This is a genomic window from Enterovibrio calviensis DSM 14347 (assembly GCF_000621165.1).
In the GTDB taxonomy this organism is placed as follows: Bacteria; Pseudomonadota; Gammaproteobacteria; order Enterobacterales; family Vibrionaceae; genus Enterovibrio; species Enterovibrio calviensis.
Window position 1 is genome coordinate 136,518 of sequence record NZ_JHZA01000008.1, and the last position, 26,276, is coordinate 162,793.

At 46.7% G+C, this 26,276-nt stretch carries 21 protein-coding genes; 12 read left to right on the top strand and 9 right to left on the bottom strand.

Features of this window, described 5'->3' with window-relative positions; all coding sequences use genetic code 11:
- Nucleotides 1-121: 121 nt before the first annotated feature.
- The 5 genes from cydD (at nt 122) to infA (ending at nt 5,582) form a co-directional block, all read left to right on the top strand.
- A complete protein-coding gene (gene cydD / locus Q365_RS0107600) occupies nt 122-1,891 on the top strand; it encodes a heme ABC transporter permease/ATP-binding protein CydD (protein WP_028022780.1) in 1,770 nt (589 codons plus the stop codon).
- Entirely contained in the window at nt 1,884-3,605 is a 1,722-nt protein-coding gene (gene cydC / locus Q365_RS0107605) for a heme ABC transporter ATP-binding protein/permease CydC (RefSeq protein ID WP_028022781.1), read from the top strand. Before cydD ends, cydC begins: the two co-directional genes overlap by 8 nt.
- 126 nt (nt 3,606-3,731) lie before the next feature.
- On the top strand, nt 3,732-4,451 hold the full coding sequence (aat, locus tag Q365_RS0107610) for a leucyl/phenylalanyl-tRNA--protein transferase (protein ID WP_028022782.1): 720 nt from the start codon (nt 3,732-3,734) through the stop codon (nt 4,449-4,451).
- Nucleotides 4,444-5,151: an arginyltransferase gene (locus tag Q365_RS0107615; protein ID WP_028022783.1), complete on the top strand. Its 708-nt coding sequence runs from the start codon at nt 4,444-4,446 to the stop codon at nt 5,149-5,151. Before aat ends, Q365_RS0107615 begins: the two co-directional genes overlap by 8 nt.
- A 212-nt stretch (nt 5,152-5,363) precedes the next feature.
- Nucleotides 5,364-5,582 carry a translation initiation factor IF-1 gene (infA, locus tag Q365_RS0107620; protein WP_016961517.1) on the top strand — a complete coding sequence of 73 codons (219 nt, stop codon included), beginning with the start codon at nt 5,364-5,366 and terminating at the stop codon, nt 5,580-5,582.
- Between the two features lie 91 nt (nt 5,583-5,673).
- Here the strand turns inward: infA and clpA are convergent, their stop codons facing one another.
- Together clpA and clpS are read right to left on the bottom strand one after the other, a co-directional pair.
- Nucleotides 5,674-7,935: an ATP-dependent Clp protease ATP-binding subunit ClpA gene (clpA, locus tag Q365_RS0107625; protein ID WP_028022784.1), complete on the bottom strand. Its 2,262-nt coding sequence runs from the start codon at nt 7,933-7,935 to the stop codon at nt 5,674-5,676.
- 58 nt (nt 7,936-7,993) lie between these two features.
- Entirely contained in the window at nt 7,994-8,314 is a 321-nt protein-coding gene (gene clpS / locus Q365_RS0107630; protein WP_028022785.1) for an ATP-dependent Clp protease adapter ClpS, read from the bottom strand.
- A gap of 816 nt (nt 8,315-9,130) precedes the next feature.
- On the opposite strand from clpS, the gene cspD reads away from it, so the two are divergent.
- Nucleotides 9,131-9,352, top strand: a complete 222-nt coding sequence (gene cspD, locus Q365_RS0107635) for a cold shock domain-containing protein CspD (RefSeq protein ID WP_016961514.1) — start codon at nt 9,131-9,133, stop codon at nt 9,350-9,352.
- A 415-nt stretch (nt 9,353-9,767) separates the two neighbouring features.
- Here cspD and icd read toward each other — a convergent pair whose 3' ends face one another.
- Nucleotides 9,768-11,015 (bottom strand): NADP-dependent isocitrate dehydrogenase, encoded by a 1,248-nt coding sequence (icd, locus tag Q365_RS0107640; RefSeq protein WP_028022786.1) that lies wholly within the window; start codon nt 11,013-11,015, stop codon nt 9,768-9,770.
- A gap of 243 nt (nt 11,016-11,258) precedes the next feature.
- Between icd and Q365_RS0107645 the strand changes: the two genes are divergently transcribed.
- The 5 genes from Q365_RS0107645 (at nt 11,259) to Q365_RS0107665 (ending at nt 16,458) form a co-directional block, all read left to right on the top strand.
- Complete coding sequence (locus tag Q365_RS0107645; RefSeq protein ID WP_028022787.1) at nt 11,259-11,918, top strand: pseudouridine synthase; 660 nt, start codon at nt 11,259-11,261, stop codon at nt 11,916-11,918.
- A gap of 85 nt (nt 11,919-12,003) precedes the next feature.
- Complete coding sequence (gene mnmA / locus Q365_RS0107650; RefSeq protein WP_028022788.1) at nt 12,004-13,116, top strand: tRNA 2-thiouridine(34) synthase MnmA; 1,113 nt, start codon at nt 12,004-12,006, stop codon at nt 13,114-13,116.
- A 13-nt stretch (nt 13,117-13,129) separates the two neighbouring features.
- Nucleotides 13,130-13,750 carry a high frequency lysogenization protein HflD gene (hflD, locus tag Q365_RS0107655; RefSeq protein ID WP_028022789.1) on the top strand — a complete coding sequence of 207 codons (621 nt, stop codon included), beginning with the start codon at nt 13,130-13,132 and terminating at the stop codon, nt 13,748-13,750.
- A gap of 21 nt (nt 13,751-13,771) precedes the next feature.
- Nucleotides 13,772-15,142, top strand: a complete 1,371-nt coding sequence (purB, locus tag Q365_RS0107660; protein ID WP_028022790.1) for an adenylosuccinate lyase — start codon at nt 13,772-13,774, stop codon at nt 15,140-15,142.
- A gap of 182 nt (nt 15,143-15,324) precedes the next feature.
- A complete protein-coding gene (locus tag Q365_RS0107665) occupies nt 15,325-16,458 on the top strand; it encodes a ribosomal protein uL16 3-hydroxylase (RefSeq protein ID WP_028022791.1) in 1,134 nt (377 codons plus the stop codon).
- Between the two features lie 113 nt (nt 16,459-16,571).
- Here the strand turns inward: Q365_RS0107665 and oppF are convergent, their stop codons facing one another.
- The 6 genes from oppF to Q365_RS26965 all read right to left on the bottom strand — a co-directional run bounded on the left by oppF (nt 16,572) and on the right by Q365_RS26965 (nt 22,896).
- Entirely contained in the window at nt 16,572-17,567 is a 996-nt protein-coding gene (gene oppF, locus Q365_RS0107670; RefSeq protein ID WP_028022792.1) for a murein tripeptide/oligopeptide ABC transporter ATP binding protein OppF, read from the bottom strand.
- Nucleotides 17,567-18,532, bottom strand: coding sequence for an ABC transporter ATP-binding protein (oppD, locus tag Q365_RS0107675; protein WP_028022793.1), 966 nt, complete (start codon nt 18,530-18,532; stop codon nt 17,567-17,569). Before oppD ends, oppF begins: the two co-directional genes overlap by 1 nt.
- Nucleotides 18,533-18,541: 9 nt before the next feature.
- Nucleotides 18,542-19,456, bottom strand: coding sequence for an oligopeptide ABC transporter permease OppC (oppC, locus tag Q365_RS0107680; RefSeq protein WP_028022794.1), 915 nt, complete (start codon nt 19,454-19,456; stop codon nt 18,542-18,544).
- A 10-nt stretch (nt 19,457-19,466) separates the two neighbouring features.
- Nucleotides 19,467-20,387, bottom strand: a complete 921-nt coding sequence (gene oppB / locus Q365_RS0107685; RefSeq protein ID WP_028022795.1) for an oligopeptide ABC transporter permease OppB — start codon at nt 20,385-20,387, stop codon at nt 19,467-19,469.
- Between the two features lie 71 nt (nt 20,388-20,458).
- Nucleotides 20,459-22,099, bottom strand: a complete 1,641-nt coding sequence (locus Q365_RS0107690; RefSeq protein WP_028022796.1) for an ABC transporter substrate-binding protein — start codon at nt 22,097-22,099, stop codon at nt 20,459-20,461.
- Between the two features lie 638 nt (nt 22,100-22,737).
- The gene (locus tag Q365_RS26965; protein WP_169737847.1) at nt 22,738-22,896 is read right to left on the bottom strand and encodes a hypothetical protein; all 159 of its coding nucleotides are present in this window, start codon (nt 22,894-22,896) and stop codon (nt 22,738-22,740) included.
- An 822-nt stretch (nt 22,897-23,718) separates the two neighbouring features.
- On the opposite strand from Q365_RS26965, the gene Q365_RS0107700 reads away from it, so the two are divergent.
- Entirely contained in the window at nt 23,719-26,241 is a 2,523-nt protein-coding gene (locus Q365_RS0107700) for a glycosyl hydrolase family 18 protein (protein WP_028022797.1), read from the top strand.
- The last annotated feature ends 35 nt before the right edge of the window (nt 26,242-26,276 follow it).

Below are 26,276 nucleotides of genomic sequence, written 5' to 3' on the forward strand. Positions count from 1 at the left end.
CGTTTTTAGGCCCAATGATGGGCCTATATTTTTGCCAATTCAGCCTTCCTATCATCCACATTGTCATTATTGCTGTATTGACTACTCGAAACACCGTGGAATAAAAAAACCAAGAAGTAATATGGATAAAAAGAAACAACGCTCGCTCGTCCAGTGGCTAAAAGGACAAAGCAAGCTTGGCAAAACTTGGCTCGTAACTGCAATCGGATTGGCATTTTTGTCCGGTTTATTTTTGATCGCCCAAGCCGCGCTACTCGCAAATATTCTTCATGAACTCATCATTGAGAAAACCGACAAATCCGATATCTGGCTGTCATTCGTAGGACTGGCCATTATCGTTTGCCTTCGCGCAATGTGCAGTTGGGGTAAAGAGCAAGCGGGTTATCGCGCTGGTGAAGCCGTTCGCCTTCATATTCGTCATCTCGTCCTTGATAAACTACAAACACTAGGCCCTGCCACCATTCAAGGAAAGCCTGCTGGCACATGGGCGAGCTTGGTGCTTGAGCAAGTAGAAGAAATGCAGGATTTCTTTGCTCGCTATCTACCCCAAATGGCCATTGCTGGGTTAATCCCCTTGGTGATTTTGGTTGTCGTCTTTCCGCTCAACTGGGCTGCTGGACTGATTTTCTTGCTGACCGCTCCACTGGTGCCTTTTTTCATGGCTCTCGTTGGTATGGGCGCGGCGGATGCGAACAGACGAAACTTTAAGGCACTACAGCGCCTCTCTGGGCATTTTTATGATCGCCTTCGCGGCCTGGCAACCATTCGATTGTTTGACCAAGCGGATGCGGAAAGCAGGCATTTGAAAGTCGCCTCTGAGGACTTTCGTAAGCGCACGATGGAAGTGCTGCGCTTAGCGTTTCTTTCGTCAGCTGTGCTTGAGTTCTTCACCTCGCTATCCATCGCAATCACGGCTGTTTACTTCGGCTTTAGCTACATTGGCGAACTGAACTTTGGCCATTATGGTTTAGGCATCTCGCTATTTATTGGCGTATTTGTGCTGGTTCTTGCTCCTGAGTTTTATCAGCCATTGCGAGATCTCGGCACTTACTATCACGCCAAAGCACAAGCCATTGGCGCGGCGGAATCCATTGTTAATTTCCTCGATGCACAACCTGAGCATCAAGCGTCAGGAGAGGCAAAAATCGCGTCTGATAACATCGAGATCAGTGCAACAGATCTCGAAGTACTCAGCCCAGATGGTGTCGTTCTCGCTGGTCCACTCACATTTAAAATTAAATCTGGTGAGCGAGTCGCGTTGGTCGGCCAAAGTGGTGCGGGGAAAACGAGCCTCATCAATGCCATTCTCGGGTTCCTGCCTTATCGCGGTAGCCTCGTTATCAATGGCACTGAACTGCAAGATGCCGATTTATCACATTGGCGCAAACAAGTCAGTTGGGTTGGACAAAACCCGCAGCTTTTCCACGGCAGCATCAAAGACAACATTTGCTTGTCATCTCCTTTAGCGACAGAGGAACAAATCCAGCGCGTTGCCCAAGCGGCGCACGCCAATGAATTTATTCAGCGTCTAGACCAAGGCTATATGCATTCCGTTGGTGATCGTTCAAGCGGCTTGTCCGTCGGACAAGCTCAACGGATAGCAGTCGCTCGCGCATTGCTACAAGATGGACGGTTCTGGCTATTGGATGAGCCTACGGCAAGCTTGGACGCGTCCAGTGAACGATTGGTGATGGAAAGCTTAGACAAAGCAACCAAAGACACCACCACATTGCTGGTAAGCCACCGCATCGACCAGCTGGCAACGTCTGACAATATTCTAGTCATGAGCAAAGGTAAGCTGGTACAACAAGGCACCTTCGACACGCTCAAGAACGAAGGGCTATTTTCTGAAATGATCCAAGCTGTAGACAGGAGTGACCTTGATGCGTGATCTCATTCCGTTTCTTAGGCTTTACAAAAAACATTGGTTTGGCCTATCGCTGGGCATGCTGTTGTCCTTTGCGACGCTGGCATCTGCAATCAGCCTACTGACGTTATCGGGTTGGTTTATCGCTGCGTCAGCGGTTGCCGGTCTTGCTGCCGCTACCAACTTTAACTACATGTTACCCGCTGCGGGCGTTCGCGGATTTTCTATAGCTCGCACCGCTGGACGCTGGGGTGAGCGCGTTGTCAGCCACAATGCCACATTCAAGCTATTAGCCGATCTGCGAATTTTCTTCTTTGAAAAACTCACGCCGTTGATTCCGGGCAAAGTCGGCAACTTACGTGATGCTGACATCCTCAACCGCTTAGTGGCCGATGTTGACGCCATGGATCATGTCTATTTACGCTTGATCAGCCCTCTATTTGTCGGTGTACTGGGTATATTTTGTGTAAGTGGCTTCCTTTATTGGTTTGACCCAACGCTGGGTATAACACTGGGCCTGATACTCTTATCGCTCATGCTTATCCTCCCTGTGATTTTCTACCGCCTCGGTGAACCACATGGCGTTGGGATCACACGTGCAAAATCGGAACTTCGTGTCTCACTGTTAGATTGGCTTCAAGGCCACGCTGAACTACAGATTTTTGGTGCAGCGGATAGATACCGTGAACGTGCTCATGATGCAGAAGCTCGCCTTCTCGCCGCCCAACGTCGCATGGCAGGCGTCACTGGTCTAGCCAATGGCATGTTGCTCGCAGCAAATGGATTAACCTTGGTGTTGATGCTTTGGATCGCCGCTGACGGTGTTGGTGGGGAATTTCCGAATCCAATGGTTGCAATGGTGGCATTTACAACCATGGCCAGCTTTGAATTGATGATGCCCGTTGCTGGTGCTTTTCAGTATTTAAGCCAAACAATGACATCAGCAAAGCGACTTAACGAAATCATTGAAGCAACGCCAGAGACGGTATTCGATCCGACCGGTTATAACAACACAGCCAAAGGTGACATCAGTTTCAATAACGTTAGCTACACCTATCATGATGCTGACAAGCCTGCTATTGATGGCGTTTCATTAACTATCAAAGCAGGTGAGAAAGTTGCACTCTTGGGGCGCACTGGTTGCGGAAAATCAACCCTGATACAGCTACTAACCCGTTCATGGGATCCGTCACAAGGTGTGATTGAAATTGATGGCCAGCCACTGACTGCATGGAGAGAATCGGCACTAAGAAGCTCAATCGCCGTCGTCAGTCAGCGCGTAGATATTTTTAACGGCGCATTGCGCAATAATCTATCAATGGCGAAGCCTACCGCCACTGACGCTGAACTGATAGCCGTGATTGAACAAGTTGGACTCTCTGATCTGCTTGATGGCCCAGGGTTAGATGTTTGGTTAGGCGATGGTGGTCGTCAGTTATCTGGCGGTGAACGCCGCCGTATTGGGATCGCTCGTGCTTTGTTACGTGATGCGCCGATTTTACTGTTGGATGAACCAACCGAAGGGCTTGATGTAAAAACTGAGCAACATATTCTGTCTTTGCTTCTTGAGCATGCCAAAGGCAAAACTGTATTGTTCATTACTCACCGCTTGGTTGGACTCACACAGATGGATACCGTGTGTTTGATGGACGAAGGGCAGATCATTGAGCAAGGCAGTCACCAAACGTTGAAAGCGGCTGGCGGACGTTATTCGAAGCTGCTCCAGCGTATTCAGTAGTGAGCCTGTGAATTCACAAGCAACCTGACGATGCTTGGATATAGTCAATCTATAATTAGGAAAAAGAGAGCAACGGCTCTCTTTTTTCCACTACAGCACGAATACAATCAAAACTAACGAGTAGTTATGACCATTTATCTACCACCATTAGATGAGAATGATCCGGAGGATTTCCCATCTGTCACCACCGCACTTGAAGAACCTGATGGTTTGCTGGCAATTGGTGGCGATCTCTCGCCACAACGCCTAAGAGCCGCATACGAACGGGGGATATTTCCTTGGTTTGGTGATGATGAACCCTATCTTTGGTGGTCACCGTCAGAACGTGCAGTTATTGACCCGTTAACCTTTGTTCCGAGCAAAAGTCTAAAGAAGTATGCTCGCAAGCAGAATATACGTGTTTCCATGAACTACCGTTTTGATGACGTCATTGAGCACTGCGCCTTGATCAGAGGAGCCCATAACGTTTGGATCACGCAAGAGATGAGAGACGCTTACAAAAAGCTGCACCGTCAAGGTGGCGCGCACAGTGTTGAAGTCTGGCAAGATGACAAATTGATAGGCGGTCTATACGGTGTCAGTATCGGAACACTGTTTTGTGGCGAATCCATGTTTTCACTGGAAACCAATGCGTCCAAGATTGCACTGTGGCGTTTCTGTGAACACTTTAAAAAACACGGTGGCAAACTCATCGATTGTCAGATGATGACTGAGCACCTTGCGACTCTAGGCGCGACACCTCTATCACGACCTGATTTCATTCGAAAACTCGATCAACTCAAACATCGAATGACCGATGCTTCTCTGTTTCAATCTCAATGGATTGATGGTGCAACCCATGCATAAAGCGACACGTTCATTTCGAATTGGTGTCATGCCACCCTCGCCTTGCTCCTACTTACCGGAACGCCAAGAATCGGTCGCCGTCGTTCTCGATGCTGAATTGCATAACATGCCCAGTTACGATGCACTCATTCAATCTGGGTTTCGTCGAAGCGGCGATAACATCTATCGACCTCATTGTGCTGAATGCACAGCTTGCCATTCGCTTCGCGTCGATACTGCCGCATTCACTCCTTCAAAAAGTCAGAAGCGGCAACTCAATCAGCTCAACCGTTTGAATATCAAAATTCAAGATACCTTAGACGACAGTTGGTTTGAACTTTATGAACGCTATATCAATCAACGCCACCAGAACGGTTCGATGTATCCGGCAAACAAACAAGACTTTCTCTCGTTTGTACAAAGCGGTTGGCAGCACTCTAAATATATCCACCTCTTTGATGAAAACACGCTGATCGCCATTGCGGTGACGGATGTCCTCGATCAGGGTTATAGCGCCATTTACAGCTTTTTCGAACCCGACCACCCTTGGTCTTTGGGCTCACTGTGTGTTCTTGCTCAAATTCAATCAGCAAAACAGCAAAACATTCCTTGGCTTTATCTCGGCTTTCAAATCGATGATTGCCCTGCTATGCGATATAAGCAGAAATTCACACCAAATGAGCGCTTCATTGCAGGGGAATGGAAAACGTCAGAACAATGAAGCAACACAAATGACATTCTCCACTCACTCAGGCCTGCTATTTTGCGTCCAAACCACTAACTATTTGGGGCAAACCTTAACCAATCGCTGATTTTTACTAGTCAGTGAGGGTGCAAAGGGGTAAAATTTCCGCCCTGAACTTTACAGACTTAACGAATCAAGGCATTATCTGCCAGTCAAAAAATGGCTGATTGATAGCCTAAGAGGATTAAATGGCAAAAGAAGACGTAATTGAATTGCAAGGTACCGTACTGGACACCCTGCCAAACACCATGTTTCGCGTAGAACTAGAGAACGGCCACGTAGTCACTGCTCACATCTCTGGTAAGATGCGCAAAAACTACATCCGTATCCTGACTGGTGACAAAGTTACCGTTGAAATGACTCCTTACGACTTGTCGAAAGGACGCATTATCTTCCGCGCGCGCTAATCCTCACGTCTCGCGAACACGAAAAACCCGGCCATAGGCCGGGTTTTGTCATTTGTGAATCGTGATTAATCGTGAAATGTGTAGCCGACGATTACGCCGGCTCCATTTCATCACTGAAGCTAAATGTCAGCGCATCATTTTTCAGATCCACTTTCACCGTGCCACCATTCACCAAGCAGCCAAACAGTAGTTCATTTGCTAGGTTTTTCTTAACATGCTCTTGCATCACACGAGCCATTGGACGAGCGCCCATTGACTTGTCGTAGCCTTTCTCAGCCAACCAAAGCTTCGCTTTATCCGTCACTTCTAGCGACACGCCACGAACATCCAATTGCGCCTGAAGCTCAACAACAAATTTATCCACCACTTGAAGAATGACGTCTTTGTCGAGATGGTTAAACCATATGATGTTATCAAGGCGGTTTCGGAATTCTGGTGAGAATACCTTCTTAATTTCAGCTATCGCATCATGGCTATGATCTTGCTGAATCAAACCAATAGACTTGCGCACGGTTTCCGTCACGCCAGCATTGGTTGTCATTACAAGGATCACATTACGGAAATCCGCCTTACGACCATTGTTGTCTGTGAGCGTACCGTTATCCATAACTTGAAGAAGCAGGTTGAATACATCTGGGTGAGCTTTCTCAATCTCATCAAGAAGAACAACACTATGCGGATGCTTAATCACTGCATCGGTCAGCAAGCCACCTTGGTCATAGCCCACGTAGCCTGGAGGTGCACCGATCAAACGGCTTACCGTGTGACGCTCCATGTACTCGGACATATCAAAGCGTTGAAGCTCAATGCCCATTGCACGCGCCAGCTGCACCGTCACTTCTGTTTTACCTACCCCTGTTGGGCCAGCAAACAAGAATGAACCCACAGGTTTGTTTTCAGCGCCAAGACCTGCACGGCTAAGCTTAATCGCTTCACATAGCGCGCCAATCGCATCGTCTTGTCCAAAGACCAGCATCTTCAACTTCTGTTCGAGTGACTTAAGCACTTCTCTATCCGTCGAAGATACTGACTTCTCGGGAATACGAGCCATCTTAGCGATCATGTTTTCGATATCGCCAACGCCGACCGTTTTCTTGCGCTTATTCGCAGGCGCCAAACGACAACGTGCACCAGCCTCATCGATAACATCAATAGCTTTGTCAGGTAGATGGCGGTCATTGATGTACTTCGCCGACAGCTCGACAGCCGCACGAATCGCTTTGGTAGTGTAGCGAACCTCATGATGCGCTTCGTATTTAGGTTTCAAGCCCATCAAAATCTTCGTAGTGTCATCCAGCGAAGGCTCAATAACATCGATTTTTTGGAAACGACGGGCTAACGCACGCTCTTTTTCAAAAATACTGCTGTATTCCTGATAGGTCGTAGAGCCAATGCAGCGCAGTTTACCGCTCGATAGCAATGGCTTGATGAGATTTGCAGCGTCAACTTGACCGCCAGATGCAGCTCCCGCACCAATAATGGTATGGATCTCATCAATAAATAGAACGGCGTGTTCTTCTTTTTCAAGCTGTTTCAAAATGCCTTTGAAGCGCTTTTCAAAATCACCGCGGTATTTCGTACCCGCGAGTAACGAGCCGATGTCTAGTGAGTAGATGACGCAGTTCTGAATAATTTCAGGTACTTCACCTTCAACAATGCGCCAAGCAAGCCCTTCAGCGATTGCAGTTTTACCCACACCCGCTTCCCCCACTAGCAATGGGTTATTTTTACGGCGACGACAAAGCACCTGAATCGTTCGCTCAAGCTCCTTGTCGCGTCCAATCAGCGGATCGATACCACCGACACGGGCAAGTTGGTTTAAGTTAGTAGCGAAGTTCTCAAGGCGTTCTTCGCCTCCTTCCACCGCAGCTTCTTCAGAGGAGAGATCAGCACCCGGCAATTCTTCATCATTGTTAGACGATTTCGTTGTACCGTGTGAAATGTAGTTAACGACATCAAGTCGACTAATGTCATTCTTCTTGAGCAAGTAAGCCGCGTGCGATTCCTGCTCGCTAAAAATAGCTACAAGGACATTCGCACCACTTACTTCACTTCGACCAGAAGACTGAACATGGAATACAGCACGTTGAAGAACACGTTGGAAACTCAACGTCGGTTGGGTTTCACGATTATCGTCATCAACGGGGATGAGCGGAGTGGTCTGTTCGATGAATGCTTCTAGCTCTTTTCTTAAAGCATCGAGGTCTGCGCGGCACGCAAGCAAAGCTTCACGAGCAGCCACATTTTCCAGAAGCGCCAGTAGTAGATGTTCTACCGTCATGAACTCATGACGTTTTTCACGTGCTCTTGCAAAAGCCCCGTTCAGGCTCGCTTCGAGTTCTTTATTTAGCATAAGGCACCTCCCTCAAAAACCACATTATGGTGTGCCGGAGAAAAACCAGTTCTCCTTCTTAGGCTTTCTCCATTGTGCACAGCAATGGGTGTTGATGTTCTTTCGCATACATCATTACTTGGGCGACTTTCATCTCAGCGACTTCGGCACTGAAAACACCGCAGACCGCCTTTCCTTCGTAATGCACAGCCAACATCAACTGTGTTGCTCTCTCTATGTCCATGGAGAAAAACCGTTGTAACACGTCTACAACAAACTCCATGGGGGTGTAGTCATCGTTATTCAACATCACTTTATATAAGGATGGTGGTTTTACTTTGGTTTCTTCCGCTTCTTTTACATCTGAATCCGGAACTATCCATTCGTACTTTTTGCTCATAACTGCTTACAATCTTTAAGGTAGCTCAAGTGTTCTTTACAAAACAATGTTTTATACGTCAGGTTTGCAGATTGAGATATCAAACACAAGATTTGCTACCACTACTTAAAACGTAATCCACAGATTGTATTCCAGCAACCAAAACAATACTACGTTGCCAGAACCTACTTGCTGAATTTCAGCCTGCCCTACCCAATATGAGGTCACAGCCCCAACATTGCAACGTTGTGATTCACGATTTGTCATCCAAAGCACATCAACACATATGCAATCGCTTGTGTCAAAAATTCCATACAAAACATAGGTAGAAAAAACGTCTCATAAAAGGAGTATTGTCTTATTTGTTATAAAGTTAATTTTCGTCGTTAATGGTCAGGCGTAAGTTATTCACTCAGGCAATATATAAAAGTAGGTGTATCTTACAATTAATTCACCAAGACTGATAACCATGTCAATAACCATAACTTTCAATGGAATATAACCACTTCCAGCAGTCAACATCAGGCATATCATTGTGTTTACAACTGATGAGGTTGTAAATAAATTGGGCAACCAAAAGTCTCACCAATGAAATATGAATATATTTATGAAACAGTTCCTACCAAAATGATACTCACATCATCCTTCCGTAACATCGCTGGTTATTTTTATTAAAATGTTGTTATATAGGCTTTAAGAGGCTTGACTGTCTAAATCTTTCTACTAGAGTGGGAATTGAAGTAAAAACATACAGCATCAATTACGATTGAGTAACATGATTGCAAATGTTGGTTTTACTCATAGTTATGCAATTTGAATGCAAGAGGGATGTTTCGCATGGCAACTGGTACAGTTAAATGGTTTAACAATGCTAAAGGGTTTGGTTTCATCTGCCCTGACGAAGGTGACGGAGATATTTTTGCGCACTACTCGACGATACAGATGGATGGTTATCGCACTTTGAAAGCGGGTCAAACCGTGAATTATGAAGTGCAAGAAGGTCCGAAAGGCTATCACGCTAGTGAAATTGTTCCAGTAGAAAACGAAGCCCTAAAATAAAATAGCGTTACTACAATCTTTTTGCTGCCCGAAGGTCGACATTTTAAAGAGCGAACATATGTTCGCTCTTTTTGTTTTTGAACCCTCCCATATTGCGCTTCAACGTCCTAGGATGGCCACTCTTTTACCCCGCAACCTTTTCCGCCCTACTCTCATGACTGCTCTGTGCACGGCAAGACCATTTAAAACACTGCATAAATAGCACTTCGTCGTGTCTCTCATGACATACCAAATGCTCGCATCAACACCCTTATGAGGCCACTTTAGCTGGGGTGATTATCACGATGCTCAAAGAGAGTTTAATTAAGACACACTTGATATCCCCACGCTCCCAGAAGATATAGAGTTCAGATTGCTGAGGTATAGACATAAAAAAACCCAGCCGAAGCTGGGTTTTTAATCAACTCACCAAAAATTACATTTGGTCAATCATGTCTTGTGCAAACTCTGAACACTTACGTAGTGTCGCGCCGTCCATTTGACGTTCGAAATCGTAAGTCACAGTCTTGTTGCTGATCGCTTTTTCCATTGAAGAAATGATCAGGTCTGCCGCTTCAGTCCAACCTAGGTGGCGAAGCATCATTTCAGCAGACAGAATCAAAGAACCAGGGTTAACCTTGTCCTGACCTGCGTACTTAGGTGCAGTGCCGTGCGTTGCTTCAAACAGTGCAATGCCGTCACCGATGTTTGCACCCGGTGCGATACCGATACCACCAACCTGTGCAGCAAGTGCATCAGATACGTAGTCACCGTTTAGGTTCATGGTTGCAATCACATCATACTCTGCTGGGCGCAGAAGGATTTGCTGTAGGAACGCATCTGCAATCACATCTTTGATGATGATCTCGTTGCCAGTGTTTGGGTTTTTCATCGTCATCCATGGACCACCGTCCAACAACTCTGCACCAAACTCTTCTTTAGCAACTTCGTAGCCCCAATCTTTGAAGGCACCTTCGGTGAACTTCATGATGTTGCCTTTGTGAACCAATGTCATTGAATCACGATCGTTGTCGATGGTGTACTGGATTGCTGCACGAACAAGACGCTTAGTACCTTGCTCAGAAACAGGCTTGATACCAATACCACATTCCTCGTCAAAACGGATTTTCGTTGCACCCATTTCTTCTTTCAGGAATTTGATGACCTTGTCAGCTTCAGCAGTGCCGGCTTTAAACTCAACACCTGCATAGATGTCTTCTGAGTTTTCACGGTAGATAACCATGTCAGTCAGCTCTGGTTGCTTCACTGGGCTTGGTACACCAGCAAAGTAACGAACAGGGCGAGCACAGATGTACAGGTCAAGCTCTTGACGCAATGCAACGTTCAGTGAACGAATACCGCCGCCTACAGGGGTCGTCAATGGGCCTTTGATTGATACTTTGTATTCACGAATAAAATCTAGTGTTTCAGTAGGCAGCCACTGGTCTTCACCGTAAACCTGCGTTGACTTCTCACCAGTGTAGATTTCCATCCAGGAGATCTTACGGTCACCGCCGTAAGCTTTTTCTACTGCCGCATCAACAACGTTGATCATTGCAGGGCTAACATCAATACCAATGCCGTCACCTTCAATGTAAGGAATGATTGGATTGTTAGGAACGACTAACTTGCCGTTTTCGACTGCAATCTTCTCACCTGCTGGTACGACTACTTTGCTTTCCATTTAATTCTCCTAGCGTCCATTTTCTATTTAGCGCTCACCAAACAGAACAATTTGCCGTCGTGCCTCTGTACAATCACCACATCATTATTGAGCCAATGATCTGATGTAGCACGTCAGGTAATTGTTCTGCTTGGTATAACATGCGAGCAAAAGAATACTGCAATTCCCGCAACACGCCAATCACATTATTCCATGTATAATACCAAGGTCTCATTTGTAACCAGACCTGATTGACAGTACTCCATGACGTTTAAAACTACATCGAAAAGAAGCGTGACTAAGCCCGCTTCAAACCCTAATTTCCGACGCACTTCACGCCGCCGGACCGATAAACCTGCAAAGCCTAAAGGGCCGACCAAAGTCATCATATTCAATAAACCTTTCAACACGCTGACACAGTTCACCGGAGAGCCTAATGATTCAACCTTGGCAGACTTTATTCCTGTCAAAGATGTGTATGCGGCTGGCCGATTAGACAAAGACAGCGAAGGGCTGCTTGTGTTGACGAATGACGGCATCTTACAAGCTCGCCTCACCCAACCTAAATCCAAGTCACCCAAAGTCTATTGGGTGCAAGTAGAAGGCATTCCTTCCGTCGAAGCCGTCAAACAGCTCCGTGAAGGCGTAGAACTTAATGACGGCTGGACGCTACCTGCTGGTGTGGAAATCATGGAGGAGCCGGAACTGTGGGAACGAAACCCGCCGATTCGTCATCGTCCTTCAGTGCCAACCACGTGGTTAGCTATCACGCTTGAGGAAGGCCGAAATCGTCAAGTTCGCCGCATGACTGCAGCGATCGGTCACCCAACCTTACGCCTAGTGCGATATCAAATGGCGGGTTGGACGGTAGAAGGACTGCAACCGGGTGAATGGAAAGAGGTTTCACCGCCCCAAAAACAATGAAAATGTGATTGAGTTCTCATCTGTAACAGCGCAAAGGATTCTGGTAAACTCTGCCACCGATTTAATTGGAGCTAGAAATTTCGTCATGTCAGATAACAGCAGCAAAAAAGTTATTGTCGGTATGTCCGGCGGCGTCGACTCCTCAGTGTCCGCCTATTTACTGAAGCAACAAGGCTATCAGGTAGAAGGCCTTTTCATGAAAAACTGGGAAGAAGACGACAACGACGAGTACTGTTCGGCAGCGGAAGATCTGGCCGATGCACAAGCCGTTTGTGACAAGCTTGGTATTGAGATGCACACCATTAACTTTGCAGCTGAATACTGGGATAACGTCTTTGAGCACTTCCTGACCGAATACAAGGCAGGGCGCACTCCAAACCCCGACATCCTTTGCAACAAAGAAATCAAGTTCAAAGCCTTCTTGGAATTTGCCGACGAAGTGCTAGAAGCAGATTACATTGCAATGGGTCACTACGTTCGTCGCTCCTTCCCGACACAGGAAGGCGAAGCTGTGCAAATGTTGCGTGGCGTTGATAACAACAAAGACCAAAGCTACTTCCTTTATACCTTGAGCCATGAGCAAGTTGCGCGCAGCCTGTTCCCGGTAGGGGAATTGGAAAAGCCTGAAGTTCGCCGCATTGCGGAAGAACAAGGTCTGATCACTGCTAAGAAGAAAGACTCGACGGGTATTTGCTTCATTGGCGAGCGTAAATTCACCGACTTCTTATCAAAATATCTACCCGCACAGCCGGGTGTGATTGAAACCACTGAAGGTCAAGCCATTGGTGAACACCAAGGTTTGATGTACCACACGTTAGGCCAGCGCAAAGGCCTTCACATTGGTGGTCAAAAAGGCGGTGGCGGCCTAGAAGCTGCTTGGTATGTGGTCGACAAAGATGTTGAACGCAATGTGTTGATTGTTGCTCAAGGCCATGATCACCCACGTCTATTTTCAAAAGGACTGGTAGCGGCTCAGCTGCATTGGGTCGATCGTAAAGTGATTACCGAACCATTGAAGTGCACCGTAAAAACACGATACCGCCAACAAGACATATCATGTACCATCGAGCCCATTGATGGAGACCAGATCAAAGTTATCTTTGATGAACCGCAAGCAGCGGTAACGCCTGGTCAATCCGCGGTATTTTATTCCGGTGATGTTTGCCTAGGTGGCGGCATCATCGAGCAGCGAATTTAAGGAGCAATCGTCAGTGGCTAATACTTTATTTGATCGAACAATCGCGTTCGCAAGTATCTGTCAATCCGTCAAATTAGTGCAGGAAGTGTCGCGCACAGGTACCTGTGATGCCGACGCACTGAGCGCCAGTTTGAAGAGTATTATCGTCACTAACCCCGCTTCTACACTGGAGGTTTTCGGCAACGAAGAAAGCCTCACAGTGGGTTTGAATACGCTCATTGGTGAACTGGACAACAGTCCCGGTGGCAGTGAGCTGACTCGTTACCTTATCAACTTACTTGCGTTGGAACGCAAACTCTCTGGTCGCCGCGATAGCCTCGCGCAATTGGGAGACCGCTTAGAGACCGTCCAGCGCCAAGTGCAACACTTTGACCTGCTTGATGAACAAATGATAAGCAACCTTGCCAGTGTTTATTTGGACACGATTAGCCCATTGGGCCCGCGTATTCAAGTGACTGGCAACCCAGCCCAACTGCAGCAAACTGGCGTTCAACATCGCGTGAGAGCATTGCTGCTTTCCGGGATCCGCAGCGCTGTGCTTTGGCGTCAGGTTGGCGGCAAGCGCCGTCATCTTATCTTTGGCCGCAAACAAATGATTGAGCAGGCCAAAATCATCTTAGCCCGAAATTCGTAATAATAATTCAGGAGAGAGACCATGGAACTGTCAGCACTGACAGCTGTTTCACCGGTGGATGGCCGTTACGGAACGAAAACGATTGCGTTGCGTTCAATCTTCAGTGAGTTTGGCTTATTGAAGTACCGCACAATCGTAGAAGTTCGTTGGTTGCAAAAACTGGCAGCAACAGATGCTATCAAGGAAGTACCTGCGTTCAGCGCAGAAGCAAACGCGCTTTTAGACCAAATCGCTGCTGAGTTCAGCGAAGCTGATGCACAACGCATCAAAGACATCGAGCGCACCACCAACCACGACGTTAAAGCGGTTGAGTATTTCCTGAAAGAAAAAGTCGCTGGCAATGCCGAGTTGAACGCGGTTAACGAGTTCATCCACTTTGCATGTACTTCAGAAGACATCAACAACACCTCACACGCATTGATGCTTAAAGAAGCTCGTGATGAAGTGATTCTGCCAGAAATTCGCAACGTAATTGATGCGATCAAAGCACTGGCTGTTGAATATCGCGAAGTGCCTCTTCTGTCTCGTACACACGGTCAACCAGCCTCTCCTTCTACCATGGGTAAAGAGATGGCTAACGTTGCATACCGCATGGAACGTCAGTACAAGCAAATCGAAAACGTTGAAATCCTTGCGAAAATCAACGGCGCTGTCGGTAACTACAACGCACACATCTCTGCTTACCCAGAAGTGGATTGGCATGGTTTCAGTGAAGAGTTCATCACTGAATCGCTTGGCGTAACGTGGAACCCTTACACAACGCAAATCGAACCGCATGATTACATCGCAGAATTGTTCGATGCAGTTGCACGTTTCAACACCATCTTGATCGACTTCGATCGTGATGTGTGGGGCTACATCGCACTGGGTCACTTCAAGCAAAAAACCATTGCTGGCGAAATTGGTTCTTCAACCATGCCGCACAAAGTCAACCCAATCGATTTCGAAAACTCAGAAGGCAACCTAGGTCTAGCGAACGCAGTATTTGGCCACTTGGCGCAAAAACTGCCAATTTCTCGCTGGCAGCGTGACCTGACTGACTCAACGGTACTTCGTAACCTTGGCGTTGGCGTAGGTTACGCAATCATTGCATACACCTCGACCCTAAAAGGCATCAGCAAGCTGGAAGTTAACCAAGCTGCGCTTGAAGCGGAACTCGACAGAAACTGGGAAGTATTGGCAGAGCCAGTACAAACTGTGATGCGTCGTTACGGTATCGAGAAGCCATACGAGAAGCTGAAAGAGCTAACACGCGGTAAGCGTGTAGACGGCGAAGGCATGCGTGCATTCATCGATGGTCTGGATCTTCCTGAAGACGAGAAAGTACGTCTGAAGCAAATGACCCCAGCAAACTACATCGGCGATGCGATTAAGCTGACCGATCAGCTGTAAGCGATTGTTCTTTCTGCCACTGCGCGCAGATTGATTGAAGCCCGGTTCTGCCGGGCTTTTTATTTCTCTCGCGTCTCTGCATATTCACCATGCTTGGGTATATACCCAATCAACCTGAATCCTGCATCTTCAGGTTGTTTGGGTATATACTTGAGCCCATTCTTAGAAAACTGCACACCCTTATGTATCAGTTAAATTTCGATCTAAACGCGTTCCTATCAACACACTGGCATAAAAAGCCAACCATCATTCGCAACGGTTTCGTTGAGTTTGATGACCCAATCACGCCAGACGAGTTGGCTGGATTGGCGATGGAAGAAGAAATCGATTCACGCTTTGTGACGAACCTCGATGGCAACTGGCAAGCCCAGCACGGCCCTTTTGAGAATTTCGATGACTTCCCAGACACCCACTCTCAACTGATCATTCAAGCGGCGAACCACTGGCACCCAGGGTTACGTGAATTGGCAGAACCCTTCCGTGTGTTGCCAAACTGGTTGTTTGACGACGTGATGATCTGTTTATCTATGCCCAATGGCGGCGTAGGTCCACACATCGATCAATACGATGTGTTCATCATTCAAGGTATGGGCAAACGTCGCTGGCGCGTGGGCGACAAAGGCGAATACAAAGACGCTAACCACCACACAGGTTTACGTCAAATTGAAGGCTTCGACCCTATCATTGATGAAGTGCTAGAGCCGGGCGATATTCTGTATATCCCACCAGGTTTCCCACACGAAGGGAACACCATCGATGTATCCATGAGTTACTCAATTGGTTACCGTTCGCCGAAGAAGCTAGAGCTTCTAAGCGGCTTTGCAGACTACGTGCTGACCAACGAGTTGGGTGATATTCACTACTACGATCCCAACCTGCAAACTCGCGATGAACACGGCATGATCCCAACCGCTGAATTTGACGCGTTGAACAACATGCTGATGAAGCTGTTGAACGACCCGAAAGCCAAATCACGCTGGATGGGCGAGCAACTGAGCCAGTCGCGCCATGAACTCGATATTATGCCTGCAGAGCCACCATGGGCTGCGGATGAGCTATTCCAATTCATGGATGAAAACTTGGTGCTTGAAAAGGTTTCTGGCCTAAAAGCGCTATACCATGAAGACGACCTGTCGGTGATTTTCCTGAACGGCGAGTCCATTGAACTGCCTGAAGGCTGCGAGGCCGCTGCACGCGTACTTTGTGACCAAGAAGCATTCTCTGGCGAAGACCTTGGAGACATTGCGTCAAATCCTGCGTTGCTGGCACTCCTGCTGAGCCTGTGCAACCAAGGTTACTGGTACCCACAGGCCTAAGCCTGAATGTCGTACAGAAAAAACACCTAAGAAAAAGCCTTCCATGCGGAAGGCTTTTTTGTCTTTGACGAACTGCTATGACTCGCTGAGTGTCACTTTATCGGTGTTCGTGTCTACAAGTGAACCTGCAAGCAAGATACCGCATGAACATCCGAACCTAGCAATGTTGGTCGTTTCTGGGCACATGTTTCCGTAGCTTGAGGGCAACGGGTGCGGAACACGCAGCCCGACGGCGGGTTCATCGGTGATGGCAACTCGCCTTCCAACATTTGAATTTTCTTGTTCCGCTCTTTGATAGGATCCGGAATAGGAACCGCAGACATAAGTGCGCGTGTATAAGGGTGCTGAGGGTCGCTAAACAACGACTTACCTTCTGCCAACTCAACCGCATTACCCAGGTACATGACCAATACGCGGTCAGAAATGTGTTTCACCACAGACAAGTCATGCGCAATGAAAATCAGGCTCAAGCCCATTTCTTGTTGCAGTTCTTTCAGCAGATTCACAACCTGCGCTTGAATTGACACATCAAGTGCCGACACCGGCTCATCACAAATAACCAACTTAGGTTTTAAGATAAGTGCGCGCGCAATACCAATACGCTGACACTGTCCGCCAGAGAACTCATGCGGATAGCGGTTAATCACGTTAGGCAACAAACCCACACGCGTCATCATGGCTTGGACTTGCGCCTTCACTTCATCTTTAGATAGCTCAGGATAGAAGGTCTTTAATGGCTCAGCAATGATGTCACCGACGGTCATACGCGGGTTCAACGATGCCAACGGATCTTGGAAAATCATTTGAATTTCTTTGCGTTTTTCACGCAAATCATTTCCGCCGAGTTTGGTCAGATCTTGCCCTAGCCAAACCACTTCACCTTCTGTCGCTTCGACCAAGCCAATCACAGCACGAGCAAAGGTGGATTTACCACAACCCGACTCGCCCACGACGCCCAGCGTTTCACCTTCATATAGTTTGATATTGACGCCATCAACGGCTTTCAATACGGCTGGTTTAGCCCAAGGCCACGGAGATTTGGCGGCAATATTGAAGTGAACTTTTAGATCTTTGATATCAAGCAGAAGCTTTTTTTCTACAGCACTCATTACCAAGCTCCTACATCAGAAAAACACGCACGAAGACGGCCATTTTCATAAGGCGTCAATATCGGTGATTCAGTTTTACAACGATCGGTCACACGGTGACAGCGGTCTTGGTAAGGACAACCTGGTGGCAGTTTCATTAGGTTTGGCGGATTACCCGGAATGGTAGGCAATACATCGCCTTCCACATCCAAACGTGGGATCGCTTTGATGAGTCCTTCCGTGTACGGGTGGCTAGGCGTATAGAAAATCTCGTCTACCTTGCCATATTCCATGGTGCGTCCTGCATACATCACCAGTACTTTGTCACACGAACCGGCAACCACACCGAGGTCATGGGTGATCATAATGATGGACGTGTTGAACTCTGACTTAAGTTCATTCAAGAGTTCCATGATCTGTGCTTGTACTGTCACATCTAGTGCTGTCGTGGGTTCGTCAGCAATCAATAGCTTGGGACGACACAACAATGCCATAGCGATCATCACACGTTGACGCATACCCCCCGAGAACTCATGGGGATACATAGTGATTCGCTTGCGTGCTTCTGGGATTTTCACCGCTTCCAGCATGCGAACGGATTCTTCAAACGCTTCCGCTTTACTCATGCCTTTGTGCAGCATAAGCACTTCCATCAACTGGTCACTGACTTTCATGAACGGATTCAGCGACGTCATTGGGTCTTGGAAAATCATCGCAATCTGTTCAGCACGAATCTTATTCAGCGCTTTCTCAGGCAAGTTGAGAATTTCATTCCCTTCGAATTTAGCACTGCCTTTAATCACACCATTTTTCGCAAGCAGCCCCATGATAGCAAACACGGTTTGGCTCTTGCCTGAACCTGACTCTCCGACAATACCCAGCGTTTCACCACGCTCAAGAGAAAAATTCAAATCATTCACTGCGGTGACAAAACCATCTTGGGTTTTAAACTCTACGCGCAGATCTTTAACATCTAATAGGCTCATACTTCCTCCTTATCGATCCTTAGGATCCAACGCGTCACGAAGACCATCACCCACATAGTTGAAGCACAACAAGGTGGTTACCATGAACAAGGTTGGGAAGGTTAACTGCCAAATAGCCACTTCCATCGTCTGCGAACCTTCTTGAAGCAAAGCGCCCCAACTGGTCATCGGCTCTTGTACGCCTAATCCCAAGAAGCTCAAGAATGACTCAATCAAAATCATGCTTGGAATAAGCAGCGTTGAGTAAACAGCAACGATACCTAGCACGTTCGGAATGATATGACGAAGGATGATGTTCTTTGTACTTACGCCACTAACGTGCGCCGCTTCAATAAACTCTTTGTTTCGCAGGCTCAGTGTCTGACCACGGACAATTCGAGCCATATCGAGCCAAGCGATTGCACCAATTGCGACAAATATCAGGAATATATTTCGACCAAAGAATGTCACTAAAACGATCACTAGGAACATGAACGGGATAGCATTCAGGATTTCCAGAGCACGCATCATCACGCGGTCAGTTCTGCCACCAATGTAACCCGATGTCGCACCATAGACCGTACCAATCAGCACAGCAACCAACGCCCCCATCAAGCCAACCATCAGCGAGATTTGACCACCGATCAAAGTACGAACATATAAGTCACGTCCCAATGCATCCGTTCCAAAGATATGCCCTTCCGCACCCAGTGAAGGTGCAGCATGCATTGCATACCAGTCCGTATCATCAAAAGCGTATGTCGCAAAGAATGGTCCCACAATGACCCATGCCGTAATGCACACCAGAATAAACAAGCTGGTCATTGCCGCTTTGTTTCGCATGAATCGAATACGCGCATCCTGCCAAAGGCTTCTTCCTTCTACTTCCAGTTGCGCAGAGAAATTGTCGAGAGCTTCGTTATTTTCTTCTCTTTTCAATAGCATAATCTAAACCTCAATAACGAATCTTTGGATCTAACCACGCCAACAAAATATCAACAATGGCGTTAAAGATAATGAACAGCGCACCCATTAAGATGGTGATACCCATGACCAGTGAATAGTCTCGGTTAAACGCAGCGTTCACAAACAGCTTCCCTATACCGGGTAAACCAAAGATGGTTTCGATAACAACAGAACCGGTAATGATGCCCACAAATGCTGGACCCATGTAAGAAACAACGGGTAGCAAAGCAGGACGCAACGCGTGCTTGACCACGATGTAACTCATGCCTAAGCCTTTCGCTTTTGCGGTACGGATAAAGTTGCTGTTTAAGGTTTCAATCATGCTTCCGCGAGTAATACGCGCAAAAGTCGCAATATAGAGGAATGACATCGCCACTATCGGCAAAATCATGTATTGGATTGCACCGCCGTTCCAACCACCAGCAGGGAACCAACCTAGTCCAATTGAGAAGATATAAATCAGTACTGGGGCAAGCACGAATGAAGGCAGAACAACCCCGAACATCGATGTGGACATAATGACATAATCGACCCACGTATTTTGCCGCAGTGCCGCTATCGTACCTATCGTTACCCCAACCACGACAGTCAGAATAAACGCGAAGAATCCTACCTTCGCAGAAACGGGTAGCGCAGTCCCAACCAATTCATTGACCGTATAATCTTTATATTTAAATGATGGGCCAAAATCGCCTTGAAGCACGTTGCCAAGGTAAGTGGTGTATTGCTCTGAAAGCGGCTTATCAAAACCATACTTGGCATTGATGTTTTGCATGACTTCTGGGGGCAATGGTTTTTCTGATGTGAATGGATTTCCTGGAGCGAAGCGCATCAAGAAAAATGAAATCGTAATCAACACCAACAACGTTGGTATCGCTTCCAAAATACGAGTAAAAATCAATCGAAACATAAAGCATCCTACTTATGTTCAAAAAAGCATGCGTCTGCAGTTCACTGCAGACGCATGAAACTACTTTTTAATTATTCTGCAATGATGTACATGTCTTTCGAGTAGAGACTGTCTTGCGGGTTTTTCTCAGGGTAACCACCAACGTTTGGCTGAACCTGACGCGCTTTCACGTATTGGAAGATAGGTGCGATAGGCATATCTTTCGCCAGTTCAGCTTCTGCAATCGCATAGAATGCATTGCGTTCTGCTTCTGACTTAGCCACCGTCATCGCGTCATCCATCGCCTTGTCATATACCGGGCTTGAGTATTTCTGGTCATTGTTGCCATTACCCGTTTTTGCAATTGCAAGGAATGCAGACGCTTCATTGTAATCCGCACACCAACCTGCACGGCGTACATCAAAGTTGCCTTGCTTGCTGTTGTCCAAGTAGGTTTTCCACTCTTGGTTTTCCAGCGTCACATCAACATAGTTGCCCAGCGATTTTTTCCACATTGATTGGATGGCAACTGCCGTTTTCTTGTGGTTTTCACTGGTGTTGTAAAGCAGGGTGAAATCAAGAGGATTGCCCGCACCAAAACCTGCAGCTTCTAGAAGTTTTTTCGCTTCTTGTACACGTTCTTTTTGTGACAACGTCGCGTACTCAGGTTGGTCTGGTGAAAACCCAGTGATACCGCTGTGAGTCAAAGCATATGCTGGTGTTTGGCCCTGTCCCCAAATTGCGCCTGCGACAATGTCGCGGTCAATCGAGTAAGACAGTGCTTGGCGAACACGCACATCATTAAATGGTGCTTTCTGCGTATTGAAGCCGTAGTAGTAAGTACATAGGTACGGAGAAATTGCGACGGTTTCAGAATAATCTTTCTTCAAACGACGGAACTGTTCGTTTGGAATTTCATCCGTCATGTGAATTTCACCAGATAGGAAACGGTTCATTTCCGCATTCTGGTTTTCGATTGGCAGGAAGGTTACTTTGTTGATAACTGTGCTGTCGTTATCCCAGTACTGCTCGTTACGCTCTAGAACAATTTTTTCGTTAACGATCCAATCTGATAACGTATATGCGCCGTTACTTACATAATTTTCAGGCTTGGTCCATGAGTTACCATGCTTTTCAACCGTCGCTTTATGCACTGGATACATGGTGGTGTGGGCGAGCATTTTCACAAAGAAAGGAAGTGGAACTTCGGTTTCAATAACCAGCGTTTGGTCATCAATCGCTTTCACGCCCAGCTCATCAACTGGCTTGTTCCCCGCAATAATATCTTTCGCACCCTTCATCTGAGTTTTTTCGATATACCACGAGTATGGAGATGCTGTTGTTGGATCAACAACGCGCTTAAAGCTGAATTCAAAATCGTGCGCAGTAACTGGGTCTCCATTTGACCACTTAGCGTCTTTGCGGATTTTAAATGTGAAGGTTTGGTTGTCTTCAGTAGACCATGACTCTGCGATACCAGGTGATGTTGAACCTTCGGCATCTTGAATCACGAGACCTTCCATTAGGTCACGAAGAACATGAGATTCAGGTACGCCTTCCGTTTTATGAGGGTCAAGCGAAGCGACTTCCGTGCCGTTTCCTCGAACAAGCTCTTGAACGGGTGCCAGTTTAACGTCAGCAGGCACATCCGCTGCTACCGCTGAAAGTGACGTTGTTGCTACTGCCATACCTGCGCCTAAAAGTAGCGCCTGAGTGATTTTGTTCTTATACATGCAGATACTCCAATTTATCCTTTGCTTGCATCCATGACACTCTCCGACACGCTTAAATCGAGACGAAAACTAAGTTGCGTTTCACCTAAATAATTCAGTGGACGACGGAGAATTGCTTGGAACATTACCAAGCATCAAAGTATTTTGCCACAAAATCGACAAAAAAAGTCACATAAAACCAACGTAGAGACAATAAGTAGCACATTACACTAACTCTATGCGTGTGATTGAACGGATACTTCAACGTTAAGGCTTATGAAAGTATAAAATTGCAGGAATCACCCATAAAGGACAATTTATAAGCAGAATAATTTGATGTTATCGGTAAATTTCACGATATAAATCCATATTTGGTAACAATTAAAACATATAAACCCGAATCAATTTTCACTATTTGTGCATAAATAACCACTATATTGTAATGGGTATCTCATTGGCTCAGTCTTGATCTTTCGCAATCATACGTGACGAAATGAGTGATGATTTCCTTGGTACTCTCAACGTGCCAACGGTCAGATAATGATAATAAAATGAGCGAGTCGGGGGACTGACTACAGAGGATAAAAAAGCCAGTAGGATTTGCTACTGGCTTCGGTACGATAATTGTTTTTCGTGATTCGCAAAATTTCTATAAAAAGCTACTTCTGCTCGTCATCAAGTTTCAGCGGTGTCTGATCGTTACCTTTCGATGCTTTTCCTTCAACGAGGGCATCATCTTTCGACTTTTGTTCGTCTTCTGGCATGATATCGTGCAACATTTGCTGGATCTTTTTGTTACTAATGCGCTTGTGTCCCATTGTAATCCTCCTGATTGATGGTTACCGCTCAGGCACAGATACTGCGTGTGCATTTTTCTAACATTAAAAGTGTAGCAAAGCATAACTGCATACCAGACGCAGTTTTGACACAATGAGAACTTCGGCAGTCCCTATTGCTCTTTCCTCAACAAAACAAGTAATTAAAATCGCTTTGTCGTTTTAATAACCAATTGGAATAAAAAAAATCCTGTTTAGAATTTATTCGAAAAAGTTCCCGCTGTGACTCATATTCAATTGTTAAAGTCTTAAATGTTGCGCACTATGTCTCTGTACCGATGTAACGATTCGTTGTTTTTCGGCATTGAGGTGCAGCAGCAACAACCTATATAAGTTTTAACAAATAATAGAAAAGAGACGATCAATAATGAGACCCGCTAGCTCACACTCTAGACCTCTGTGCTCTCGTGTTCGACATGGCTTTATCCCAGCTGGAAAGAAAAAATCCGCTGATGACGAAAAAGCAAAAGGCAACCGTTGAAACGCAGTTTATCGCTTGAATAAATAGCTTCTCACTTGAGAAGCTATTTTTTTGCCTCGATTTTCTCGACATTTCCTACTGATCGACATGTCACTTAATTCAATGCAAATAAAAAGCACCCATTTCTGTGACTTGCTGTCGAAAAAATATCCGCAATGTAACGGAGATGTTATTCAAATTTCCCTCATCCCTCTAAAACATTTCTTCTTAATTTTGCCTTACTTAGCTTTAACAACAACTATCTAATCAGGGTTAACGAAGATTGACCCATATTCATGCGCTGAATAGTTAATTCTCGCAATAAATTTTCGAGGTATATTAAGATGAACAAAACGGCTTTTCTTAAGGGGCTGCTTGCCGCCTCTGTGGCAGGGGCGATATCCTCCCCAGCCCTAGCTGCACCCGGCGCGCCGATCATTGGTTGGGGCGAAACAAATTTCGCCATCATTGAAGTCAATGACGCTGCCACCGCATATAAAGACCTAGTTACCGTCAAACCTTTTGCTGAAGTTCCCGTTTCTTGGGACCGTTGGTCAGGTGATCCTGCTGAATCATGGCGTGTGCTTCTAAATGGCGAAGTCGTTTATGAAGCAAGCGTAACACCGTCAGCAAGCCAAAAAGAATCAGCCATCCTGCAAGTGGCTAAAGGCGGTCAATACGACATGGTTGTTGAGCTTTGTAGTGGCACTGGTGCTGCGCAAGCTTGTACACCAAGTGCACCAAAGCAAATTGTTGTGGCAGACACCGACGGTAGTCACCTTGATCCGTTGCCAATGAATGTTGACCCTAACAATGGCAACTACACAACACCAGCAGACACCGTTGTTGGTGCTTATTTTGTTGAGTGGGGCGTTTACGGCCGAAAATTTGCTGTTGATAAAATCCCAGCTCAGAACCTGACACACATAATCTATGGCTTCGTCCCTATTTGTGGCAACAACCCTTCTTTGGAAGACGGCCCTCTAGCAGCACTAAACCGTGCGTGTGCAGGCTTACCAGATTATGAAGTTGTTATTCACGACCCATGGGCTGCAGTTCAAATGCCTCACCCGCAGTCTGGGCAATCATTCTCTTCGTCTTACAAAGGTACCTATGGCCAGATCATGGCGCTCAAGCAGCGTTATCCTGATCTGAAAATCCTGCCATCGATTGGCGGCTGGACGCTTTCTGACCCGTTCTACGAGTTTGGTGATAAGACTAAACGTGACAAATTTGTCGCTTCCGTTAAGCGTTTCCTACAAACGTGGAAATTCTACGATGGTGTAGACATCGACTGGGAATACCCAGGCGGTTCAGGCGCTAACCCTAACCTTGGTGACTCAGCAAAAGACGGTGATACCTATGCCGTATTGATGCAAGAACTGCGCGCCATGCTGGACGAATTGTCTGCTGACACAGGCCGCACCTACGAGTTGACCTCAGCCGTTGGCGTTGGTTACGACAAAATCGAAGACGTTAATTATGTAGACGCTGTGCCATACATGGATTACATCTTTGCGATGACATACGACTACTATGGCGGTTGGAACAACGTCGTCGGCCATCAAGCTGCGTTGGATTGCGGTACCCACATGTCTGCAGACGAGTGTGCGGGTAAAGGCTTAGACGCGGAAGGGAAACCACGTAAAGGACCAGCTTACACCACAGTAAACGGCGTTAACCTTCTTCTAGAGAAGGGCGTTCCACCTCAGAAACTGGTTGTTGGTGCGGCGATGTATGGTCGTGGCTGGACGGGTGTAACCGAAGCAAGCATGTCTGATCCAACTAACCCGATGACGGGCGTAGGTAATGGCAAAATCGCGGGTTCTTGGGAAGCAGGCGTCATCGACTATAAAGATGTCGTGTCTGACTACGAGAACAAATCGGGTGTCGTTCTAGGTTATGACGAACAAGCTGAAGCTCCTTGGGCTTGGGACCCATCAAACGGTGACCTAGTCACTTACGACAACAAACGCTCTGTCATGGCGAAAGGTGCGTATGTTCGTCAAAACAACTTTGCAGGTCTATTTGCTTGGGAGATTGATGCGGACAACGGCGATATCCTCAATGCAATGCAAGAGTCACTTGCTACCAATGGCACACAGCCACCACGCAACAAAGCACCTGTCGCCAATGCTGGTGCAGATGTAACGGTTGAAGCAGCGAGCATGGTGTCACTAGACGGTTCAGCATCAAAAGATACTGATGGTCAAGTTGTCGCTTACAGCTGGAAGCAAACTGGCGGTCCATCGGTTGCACTGACTAATGCGAATGCAGTATCCGCTTCTGCTGATATTCCAGCAGTAACCGTTGATACTCAGTTTGTATTCTCACTAACCATCACTGACAACAAAGGTGCTACCTCTGTTGATACCGTGACAGTGATTGCGAAGAAACAAGGTGGAACTGAGCCAACAAACACTGCGCCAGTAGCCGCTATCAGCGCGCCAGCCACTGCGAAAGCAGGCGACATGGTGTTAGTTGACGCAAGTGGTTCAAGCGATAAAGATAACGACACGCTGACTTACACGTGGGATATCCCTGCGGGAGTTCAAGCAACCGTGAATGGCTCATCGTTGTCATTTGTTGCAGATAGCTACACATCAACCACTAACCTTACGTTCTCAGTGACCGTGTCTGATGGCAAGCTTGCAGACAGTGCATCAGCGACAGTTGCAGTGCAAAAAGACGTGACTGACCCAGTCTGTGCTAACGCATGGGAAGAAGGTGTGGTTTACAACTCTGGTGATGTAGTGACTCAAGGTGGTAAAGAGTACTCAGCCAAGTGGTGGACAACCAATGAAGTACCAGGAACTACTGGTCAATGGGGTGTATGGAAAGAGTTAGGCGCAGCAAACTGCGGATAATTCTCCAGCCTCTCACTAGCAGTTGATTGAGAGGC